This window comes from uncultured Arenimonas sp., assembly GCF_963976025.1.
Classification (GTDB): domain Bacteria; phylum Pseudomonadota; class Gammaproteobacteria; order Xanthomonadales; family Xanthomonadaceae; genus Arenimonas.
In genome coordinates this window covers 1-8,524 of record NZ_CAXBJS010000114.1, presented here as the reverse complement: position 1 = coordinate 8,524, position 8,524 = coordinate 1, and the positions used below count along the sequence as shown (strand labels likewise).

The window sequence follows — 8,524 nt, the reverse complement described above, 5'->3', positions numbered from 1 at the left end:
CGACGAAGTCGACGCCCATGCCGAACAGCACGCTCATGGTGCCGGCGTCGGAGACGAATTCGGCCAGGGCCAGCTTGCCGGCGTCGTGGGCCTTTTCCACGATCTCGCGCACCTGCTTCTGCACGTCCGGGTTCTTGCCCAGTTCGGTGATGAAGCTGCGGTCGATCTTCAGGATGGCCGGCTCGAAGTGGGTGAGCATCTGGAAGGAGTTCAGGCCGGTGCCGAACTGTTCCAGCGCGACCCGGCAGCCCAGCTTGGACACGGCCTTCTGGAAGGACTGCAGCGACTTGAGGTGGGTGAACACCTTCGATTCCGGGATCTGCAGCACCAGGCGCTCGCCGGCCACGCCGTGGGCCTTGAGCTGTTCGGCGATGTGCGTTTCCAGGCCACCTTCGACCAGCGAGGCCGGGGTGATCTTGACGAACAGGTTGGTGGTCTTGCCGGCCTTGGCGCGTTCGGCGATGACGCCGATGGCGTGGCCGATGACCCAGCGGTCGATGTCGTCGAGCAGGCCGTGTTCTTCGGCGATCGACAGGTAGGTGACCGGCGGGATGATTTCGCCGGCCGGGCCCTTCATGCGCAGGTAGACGTCGTAGTTTTCTTCCTCGGCGCCGGTCAGGCTGATGATCGGCTGGTAGTGCAGCACGAACTGGTCGCCGGCCAGGGCCTCGCGGATGCGCTGCACCCAGGCCTGGATGCGCTCTTCCTCGGCGCGGTCGCGCGCGGCCGGGTCGAAGATTTCGGTGCGGTTGCCGCCCATGCCTTCGCAGGACGCCAGGCACTGGCTGGACTTGGCCATCACCTGCGTGACCGAGGCGATGCGCTCGCCGATCTGCACGCCGCCGACGCTGACGCTGAGGTTCACCGAACGTTCGCCCAGCTCCAGGATGTGGTCCTTGAAGGCCTCGCGGATGCGGTCGGCCTGGGCCTGGCTATGGGTGTGGTCGTGGTCCTGGCACAGCACGGCGAAACCGTGGTCGCTCATGCGCGCCACCAGGGTGTGTTCGTCCAGCGCGCCCTTGAGCCGGTCGGCCACGCCCCGGATCAGGTCGTCGGCGGTGGCCAGGCCCACTTCGGCCAGCAGGTTCTCGTAGTGGTCGGGTTCGATCAGCAGCAGTGCCTGCTTGCCCTTGCCCTCGGTGGCGCGCATCACCGCGGCCTCGAGTTCGGTCATGAAGTGCTGGCGGTTGAACAGGCCGGTGAGCTGGTCGCGCTGGCGTAGCGAGTCGAGCTCGGCGACCATGTCGGCGTCCACGGTCTGCTGGCGGAAGACGATCTGCAGGCAGCTTTCGCCTTCGTAGGTGGCCGGGGTGAATTCCATCACCGCATCGAAGGTGCTGCCGTCGGTGCGCTGGGCCTGCAGTTCGAGCTGGCGCGGCGGTGCCTCGCCCTTGCTCATCTTCTTCAGGACCTGGCGGAAGTTGTCGGCGTGCTGGGGCGCGATCAGGTCGAGCACGGTCAGGCCTTCGATTTCCTCGAAGTCCTCGAAGCCGAACATTTCCAGGTAGGCGTCGTTGGCGCGGATGTGCATGCCTTCGTGCACGTAGGCGATCGGGTCGCGCGAGGAGGCGATGAGCGCGTCGCAGCGGCGTTCGGTTTCACGCAGCGCGGCTTCAAGATGGCGCAGGCCGCGGCGGGCCTGGAGCGCGGAGAACTCGGAGCGCACCACCGCCTGCATGTGTTCCGCGCGGCCGCGGATGGCGACGTCGCGGGTACCCGCGGCCAGGGCCGCCAGCGCCGTCTTTTCGTCCAGGGTGGTCACCGAGGCGATGACCGGGATGTCCTTGCCCGTGGCGGTGACGCGCTCGAGCACGGTGGCCAGCGGCAGGTAACCGGCTTCGAAGGCAGCAACGACGATGTCGATGCTCTGCTTGCCGAGTATTTCGACAAGCTCGTCCTCGGATTCAGGACGCTGCGGGCGCACTGCCATGCCGCCATTGCGCAGGTGGCTGATGATTTGTTCGGCGTCGTCCAGGCGGTCTTCCACCAGGAGCAAACGGATCACGGCATCCTGCTGTGCCATCCGGGGCACTCCTTTACGTATCAATGGCTTGCACGGGGGGATTGAGACAATACCAGAATGCCGGCGGGGGCAACATCCTGGACCTTGGGGGTACTCGTTTACAGCGGGGTCTTGGCGGGGGCCCCGGCCACTTCGCGCACCAGCCGGGGAACAAGGTAACCGGGCAGGCTCGCGGCCAGGCCCTCGTGCAGGGACCGGGCCAGTTCGTCGGAAACCTCGAAATGGGCGGTGCCGGCCACGCGGTCGAGCTGGTGCAGGTAATAGGGCAGCGCGCCGGCGGCGAACAGGCGCTCGGACAGGTCCGACAGGGCCGGCAGGGAGTCGTTGACCCCGCGCAGCAGCACCGCCTGGTTGAGCACCTGGGCACCGGTGGCGCGCAGGCGGGCCAGGGCGGCGGCGACCGAGTCGTCGATTTCGTTGCCGTGGTTGGCGTGGATGACCACCACCACCGGCCAGGGCAGGCCGGACAGCCAGGCCAGCAGTTGATCGTCCACGCGTTCGGGCAGCACCACCGGCAGACGGGTGTGCAGGCGCAGCCGGCGCACGTGCGGCAGGCCGGCCAGGGCCTGGGTGAACTCGGCCAGCTTGGCCGTGGACAGCGACAGCGGGTCGCCGCCCGACAGCAGGACCTCGCTGACGCTGGTGTCGGCGGCGAGGTAGTCCAGGGCCTCGCGCCAGCCGGCCGCGGCCGCGGTCTGTTCGGCGTAGGGGTAGTGCCGGCGGAAGCAGTAGCGGCAGTGGATGGCGCAGCTGCCGGTAGCCACCAGCAGCACCCGGCCGCGGTATTTGTGGATCACCCCGGTGCCGCCGCCGGCGGCCAGGTCGCCGACCGCGTCCAGGTCGAAGCCGGGCACCTGGCGGTCTTCATCGTCGAGCGGCAGGACCTGGCGCAGCAGGGGGTCGTGGGGGTCGCCGCGGCACATCCGGTCGACGAATCCACGGGGGACCCTCAGCGGGAATTGCCTGGCGGCCCCCGGCGACACGCGCGCCGCCAGGTCTTCCAGGCCCAGCAGGTTCAGCAGTTCGGCGGGGTCGCGGACGGCGTCGCGCCACAGCTGCTGCCACCGCCCCGGTGGGGCGGGCGGTTCAGGCTGCAGGGCAGGGGCGGGGGCGGTTATCATAGGCGGCTACACCCATTGTAACCGCGACACTCAGGAGCTACGCATGGCCAGCTATGGCATGAACGACGTCAAGAACGGCATGAAGATCATCGTCAACGGCGAGCCGTGCGTGATCACCGACACCGAGTACGTCAAGCCGGGCAAGGGCCAGGCCTTCACCCGCATCAAGTACCGCTTCATCAAGTCCGGCCGCACGGTCGAGCTGACCATGAAGGCTACCGACAGCCTCGAGGCCGCCGACGTCGTCGATACCGACATGCGTTTCCTGTACGCGGACGGCGAGTTCTGGCACTTCATGGACCCCGACACCTTCGAGCAGGTGCAGTGCGACGAGGCCGGCATCGGCGAGACGAAGAACTACCTCAAGGGCGAGGAAGACTGCGTCGTCACCCTGTGGAACGGCACGCCGATTTCCGTGCAGGCGCCGAACTTCGTCGAGCTCAAGATCGTTGAAACCGATCCGGGCGTGCGCGGCGACACCTCGGGTGGCGGCGGCAAGCCGGCCAAGCTCGAGACCGGCGCCGTGGTCCGCGTGCCGCTGTTCGTCAACCAGGACGAAATCATCAAGGTGGACACCCGCTCCGGCGAGTACGTCTCCCGGGTCAAGTGACCTGATGACCACGAGCACCGCGCCGCAGGCCTGCGACCTGCTGATCGAAGCCGGCTGGGTGGTCCCGGTCGAGCCTGCGGGCGTGGTGCTTGAAGACCACGCCGTTGCCATCGGCGACGGCCGCATCCTGGCCGTGCTGCCGCGCGAACAGGCGCGGGCACGCTTCAGCGCTGCCGAGGTGGTGTCGCGGCCCGAGGCCGCGCTCATGCCCGGCCTGGTCAACAGCCACTGCCACAACCCGATGACGCTGCTGCGCGGCGTCGCCGACGACCTGCCGCTGATGGTGTGGCTGCAGGAACACATCTGGCCGGTCGAAGGCCAGGTGATCGGACCGGAGTTCGTCGCCGACGGCATCGAGCTGGCCGTGGCCGAGATGCTGCGCGGTGGCACCACCGCCTGCGCCGAGAACTACTTCTTCCCCGACGTGCAGGCCAGCACCTATTCGCGACTGGGCTTTCGCGCCCTGGTCGGCATTCCGGTCATTGATTTCCCGACCGCCTGGGCCCGCACCCAGGACGAATATTTCGACAAGGGCCTGGAAGTGCACGACAACTGGCGGCGCGATCCGCTGGTGTCACTGTGTTTCGTGCCGCATGCGCCGTACACGGTCAACGACGCGGCCTTCGAACGCATCCGCATGCTGGCCGACCAGCTCGACCTGGTCGTGCACTGCCACACCCACGAAACCGCGCAGGAAAACACCGACGCCATGAAGGCGCACGGCATGCGCCAGCTGGCCCGGCTCGACCGCCTGGGCCTGGTCAACGACCGCCTGATGGCCGTGCACATGACCGACCTCACCGACGCCGAGATCGCCCTGTGCGCCGAGCGCGGCGTGTCGGTGGTGCACTGCCCGGAATCGAACCTCAAGCTGGCCTCGGGGTTCTGTCCCGTGGCGAAGCTGCAGAAAGCCGGCGTCAACCTCGGCATCGCCACCGACGGCTGCGCCAGCAACAACGACCTGGACATGTTCGGCGAGATGCGCACCGCGGCCCTGCTGGCCAAGGGCGTGTCGGGCGACCCCTCGGCGCTGGACGCCGCCAGCGCGCTGCGCGCCGCCACGCTGGGCAGCGCCCGCGCCATGGGCCTGGGCGAGCGCATCGGTTCGATCGAGCCGGGCAAGCTGGCCGACCTGGTCTGCGTCGATCTGTCGCCGCTGGAAACCCAGCCGCTGCACAACGTCATTTCCCAGCTGGTCTACGCCACCGGTCGCCAGCAGGTGTCCGATGTCTGGATCGCCGGCAGGGCGCGCCTGGCCGGCGGCAAGCTGCTGGACATGGACACCGACGCCATCCGCGCCAAGGCCCGGCGCTGGCGCGAGCGCATCGCCGGCCTGCGGGGTGGGGCATGAACACCGCCAGCGCCAACGTCAGCCAGGCCGAGCTCGACAAGTTCGGCGCCCTGGCGCGCCGCTGGTGGGACCCGCAGGGTCCGCAGCGGCCGCTGCATGAACTCAACCCGGCGCGCCTTGGTTATGTCGCCGGGCGCGTGTCGCTCGCCGGCGCCCGCGTGCTGGACGTCGGCTGCGGCGGCCTGCTCAGCGAGGCCATGGCCGCGTCGGGCGCCCGCGTCACCGCGCTCGACCTGGCGCCGGAGCTGATCGAAGTCGCCCGCCTGCACCTGCTCGAGTCCGGCCTGGACGTCGATTACCGCCTGCAGTCGGTGGAATCGCTGGCCGAAGAGGCACCCGGCAGCTTCGACGCCATCACCTGCATGGAAATGCTTGAACACGTGCCCGACCCTGGCTCGGTGCTGCGCGCCTGCGCCAGGCTGCTCAAGCCCGGCGGCGTGCTGCTGCTGTCCACGCTCAACCGCACGCCGGCCGCGTTTGCGCTGGCCATCGTCGGCGCCGAATACATAGCCCGGCTGCTGCCGCGTGGCACCCACGACTACAAACAGTTCATCAAGCCGTCCGAGCTGGGCGCCTGGCTGCGCGCGGCCGACCTGCAGCTGCAGGATGTGTCGGGCCTGGCCTACGACCCGCTGCGCCGCAAGGCCTGGGTCGGCGGCCCGACCGCGGTGAATTACCTCGCCAGCGCGGTGAAACCCGGATGAGCAACACGCCCGCGGTCGTGCTGTTCGACCTCGACGGCACCCTGGTGGACAGCGCCCCGGACCTGGCGCAGGCCGCCAACCGGGTGCTGGCCGACCACGGCCGCGCGCCGGTGGCCTACGAACGCCTTCGCCAGGTGGTTTCCAAGGGCGGCCGCGCCATGTTGGCGGTGTCCTTCCCCGACCTGAGCGACGAGCAGCGCGAGCCGCTGCTGCCGGTGTTCCTGCGTTATTACGGCGAGGCCCTGGCCGAGCACAGCACGCTCTTCGACGGTGTCGAAACCCTGCTGGCGGCGCTGGACGCACGCGGCGTGCGCTGGGGCATCGTCACCAACAAACCCGAGGGCCTGGCCCGCGGCGTCGTCGAAGGTTTCGGCTGGCGCCAGCGCTGCGCCGTGCTCGTGGGCGGCGACACCCTGCCCACGCGCAAGCCCGACCCGGCGCCGCTGCTGCACGCCTGCGTGCAGCTGGGCGTTGCGCCCGGCGATGCCCTCTACGTCGGCGACGACCTGCGCGACGTCCAGGCCGCCAAGGCCGCCGGCATGCCCTGCGTGGCCGCCCTGTGGGGTTACCGCGAGGACGGCGACGACCCGCTGCGCTGGCAGGCCGAGTTCGTCGCCGCCCACGCCAGCGGGGTGCTGGAGCACCTGCCGTGAACGCGCCGCGCGGCGAGGCCATCGAACACTTCGTCGCCAAGTGGCAGCGGCGCGAGCCGGAAATGGCCCAGGCCGAAGTGTTCTGCCCGCCGGCGCAGCGCCCGCGCTACCGCGCCTGGGGCAGCCTGCTGCACGAACTGCGCGAGGCCGCCTTCGAACTCAGCGACGCCCGCGTGGCGGAAGTCAAAAGCCAGTGGTGGGCCGAAGAACTGCTGGGCCTGGCCGAGGGTCGCAGCCGGCACCCGGTGACCGCGCCGCTGGCCGGCACGCCCGCCGACTGGCCGGCCCTGGTGCACGCCCTGGTTGAACTGCCGGCGACACTGGTGCGTCCCGGCGACACCGCGGCGGCGCTGAAGCGATTCGATGTGCTCGCCGCTGCGATTGCCCGCACCGAAGCGCAGCTGTTCGACACCGCGCCTGGCCCGCGCGACGCCGACGCGGTGGCCGTGCACCTGCTGCTGCACCGCCTGCCCGAAGGCCTGGCCGCCGAAGACCAGGCCGGCCTGCCGATGAACCTGCTGGCCCGCCATGGCCTCACCGCCGCCCAGGTGGCGGCCGGGCAGGGCGAGCCCCTGCTGCGCGACTGGGCCGGCGAACTGCTGGCCGCGCTGCCGCCGGCGTCGGCCCACCCCGGCCTGTTCCGGCGCCTGCGCGGCGGTTTCGACCGGGCCCGGCTGGCGCGCCTGGCCGCCGGCCGCGGCTTCGACCCGCCCGGACCCTTCACCACCCTGCTGCGCGCCTGGCGCCTGGCCCGGCGCGGCTGAGATGCAACGTTGCGTCCCGATGCACCGACCGGCCGCGTGACTTGACGTAGCCTGCACTGCCCCCCACCTAGCTTGTCTGCGACACCGATCAGGAGAGCCACCTTGGCCCCCAGCAACTTCGAAAACACCGCCCGCGTCCTGCCCGACGTGGCCAATCAGCCCCGCAGCGCCCTCGCAGGCGCGCTCGATTGGGTGGGCATGGGCGAAATCGAGATGCCGGTGAGCCTGCAGGGCGAAAGCGGCCGCCAGGCCAGCACCGCCGCCCGCGTGAACGCCTTCGTCAACCTGACCCAGCCGGACGTGCGCGGCATCCACATGTCGCGCCTGTACCTGCACGTGGACAAGCTGCTTTCCAGCGAACCGGCGACGCCGGCCTCGCTGCGCCGGCTGCTGAAGGAGTTCCTGGACTCGCACGCCGGTCTTTCCGACCGGGCGATGGTCAGCCTGCGCTTCGAACACATGGTCCGGCGCCCGGCACTGGCCAGCGACAACAGCGGCTGGAAGGCCTATCCGGTGACCATCACCGCGGTGATGGACCGCGGCCATTTCGCGCTGGAGCTGGGCGTGTCGGTGGCGTATTCGAGCACCTGCCCGTGTTCGGCGGCGCTGGCGCGCCAGCTTATCCAGGAACAGTTCGAAGCCGACTTCGCCGCCGGCAAGCCGCTTGATCGCGAGGCCGTGCTTGCCTGGCTGGGCACCGAGCAGGGCATCCGCGCCACCCCGCACAGCCAGCGCAGCCATGCCGACGTGAAGCTGCGCCTGGTGCCGTCTTTCCAGGACTTCCCGATCATCGAAGTCATCGACCGCATCGAAGCGGCGCTCAAGACCCCGGTGCAGACGGCTGTAAAGCGCGTGGACGAACAGGCCTTCGCCCTGCTCAACGGCCAGAACCTGATGTTCTGCGAAGACGCCGCCCGCCGCATGAAGGCTGCCCTGCAGGACGACGAGCGCATTGCCGATTTCTGGCTGCGCGCCTCGCATCTTGAAAGCCTGCACCCGCACGACGCCGTGGCCGTGGTCACCAAGGGCGTGGCGGGTGGTTATTCGGCCCTGCCCGAAGGCCTGGCGCCGCGCTGAGCCAGCGCCTGCCGCCGCCTGGACGCTAGTTGCAGTCCAGGCCGGTGGTGCGGCCCAGGCGCTCGAGCGTGAGCACCTGGGTGCCGTCGGCGCCTTCAAGCTCGGCCACGGCGATTTCGCAGCTCACCCAGGTAATGCGGGCCTGGCCCCAGGTCGGCCGCTGGATCGCGTTCGGATCGAGGCCGTTGAAGCGTCCGCCGCGGGTTTCGTAAAGCTCGAAC

The 8,524-nt window shown here is 69.7% G+C and carries 9 protein-coding genes; 6 read left to right on the top strand and 3 right to left on the bottom strand.

Annotated elements, in window-relative coordinates; translation table 11 throughout:
* Together AACZ35_RS09750 and epmB are read right to left on the bottom strand one after the other, a co-directional pair.
* A partial coding sequence (locus AACZ35_RS09750) for an EAL domain-containing protein (RefSeq protein WP_339828595.1) occupies positions 1 to 2,023 on the bottom strand: 2,023 nt, incomplete at its 3' end.
* Between the two features lie 98 nt (positions 2,024 to 2,121).
* Positions 2,122 to 3,144, bottom strand: coding sequence for an EF-P beta-lysylation protein EpmB (gene epmB, locus AACZ35_RS09745; protein ID WP_339828592.1), 1,023 nt, complete (start codon positions 3,142 to 3,144; stop codon positions 2,122 to 2,124).
* Between the two features lie 43 nt (positions 3,145 to 3,187).
* Between epmB and efp the strand changes: the two genes are divergently transcribed.
* The 6 genes from efp to folE2 all read left to right on the top strand — a co-directional run bounded on the left by efp (position 3,188) and on the right by folE2 (position 8,303).
* A complete protein-coding gene (gene efp / locus AACZ35_RS09740; RefSeq protein WP_339828590.1) occupies positions 3,188 to 3,754 on the top strand; it encodes an elongation factor P in 567 nt (188 codons plus the stop codon).
* 4 nt (positions 3,755 to 3,758) lie between these two features.
* Entirely contained in the window at positions 3,759 to 5,105 is a 1,347-nt protein-coding gene (locus AACZ35_RS09735; protein WP_339828588.1) for a TRZ/ATZ family hydrolase, read from the top strand.
* Positions 5,102 to 5,809 carry a bifunctional 2-polyprenyl-6-hydroxyphenol methylase/3-demethylubiquinol 3-O-methyltransferase UbiG gene (ubiG, locus tag AACZ35_RS09730; RefSeq protein ID WP_339828585.1) on the top strand — a complete coding sequence of 236 codons (708 nt, stop codon included), beginning with the start codon at positions 5,102 to 5,104 and terminating at the stop codon, positions 5,807 to 5,809. Before AACZ35_RS09735 ends, ubiG begins: the two co-directional genes overlap by 4 nt.
* Entirely contained in the window at positions 5,806 to 6,462 is a 657-nt protein-coding gene (gene gph / locus AACZ35_RS09725) for a phosphoglycolate phosphatase (protein ID WP_339828583.1), read from the top strand. The genes ubiG and gph overlap by 4 nt, the downstream gene beginning before the upstream one ends.
* On the top strand, positions 6,459 to 7,226 hold the full coding sequence (locus tag AACZ35_RS09720; protein WP_339828581.1) for a hypothetical protein: 768 nt from the start codon (positions 6,459 to 6,461) through the stop codon (positions 7,224 to 7,226). Before gph ends, AACZ35_RS09720 begins: the two co-directional genes overlap by 4 nt.
* A 102-nt stretch (positions 7,227 to 7,328) precedes the next feature.
* A complete protein-coding gene (gene folE2 / locus AACZ35_RS09715; protein ID WP_339828579.1) occupies positions 7,329 to 8,303 on the top strand; it encodes a GTP cyclohydrolase FolE2 in 975 nt (324 codons plus the stop codon).
* Between the two features lie 25 nt (positions 8,304 to 8,328).
* Here the strand turns inward: folE2 and AACZ35_RS09710 are convergent.
* A partial coding sequence (locus AACZ35_RS09710) for a hypothetical protein (protein ID WP_339828578.1) occupies positions 8,329 to 8,524 on the bottom strand: 196 nt, incomplete at its 5' end.

What these genes read in the sequence shown, in the direction of transcription:
- efp (WP_339828590.1), top strand. Translation starts at nt 3,188, where the DNA reads ATGGCCAGCTATGGCATGAACGACGTCAAGAACGGCATGAAGATCATC.
- gph (WP_339828583.1), top strand. Translation starts at nt 5,806, where the DNA reads ATGAGCAACACGCCCGCGGTCGTGCTGTTCGACCTCGACGGCACCCTG.
- AACZ35_RS09735 (WP_339828588.1), top strand. Translation starts at nt 3,759, where the DNA reads ATGACCACGAGCACCGCGCCGCAGGCCTGCGACCTGCTGATCGAAGCC.
- ubiG (WP_339828585.1), top strand. Translation starts at nt 5,102, where the DNA reads ATGAACACCGCCAGCGCCAACGTCAGCCAGGCCGAGCTCGACAAGTTC.
- epmB (WP_339828592.1), bottom strand. Translation starts at nt 3,144, where the DNA reads ATGATAACCGCCCCCGCCCCTGCCCTGCAGCCTGAACCGCCCGCCCCA.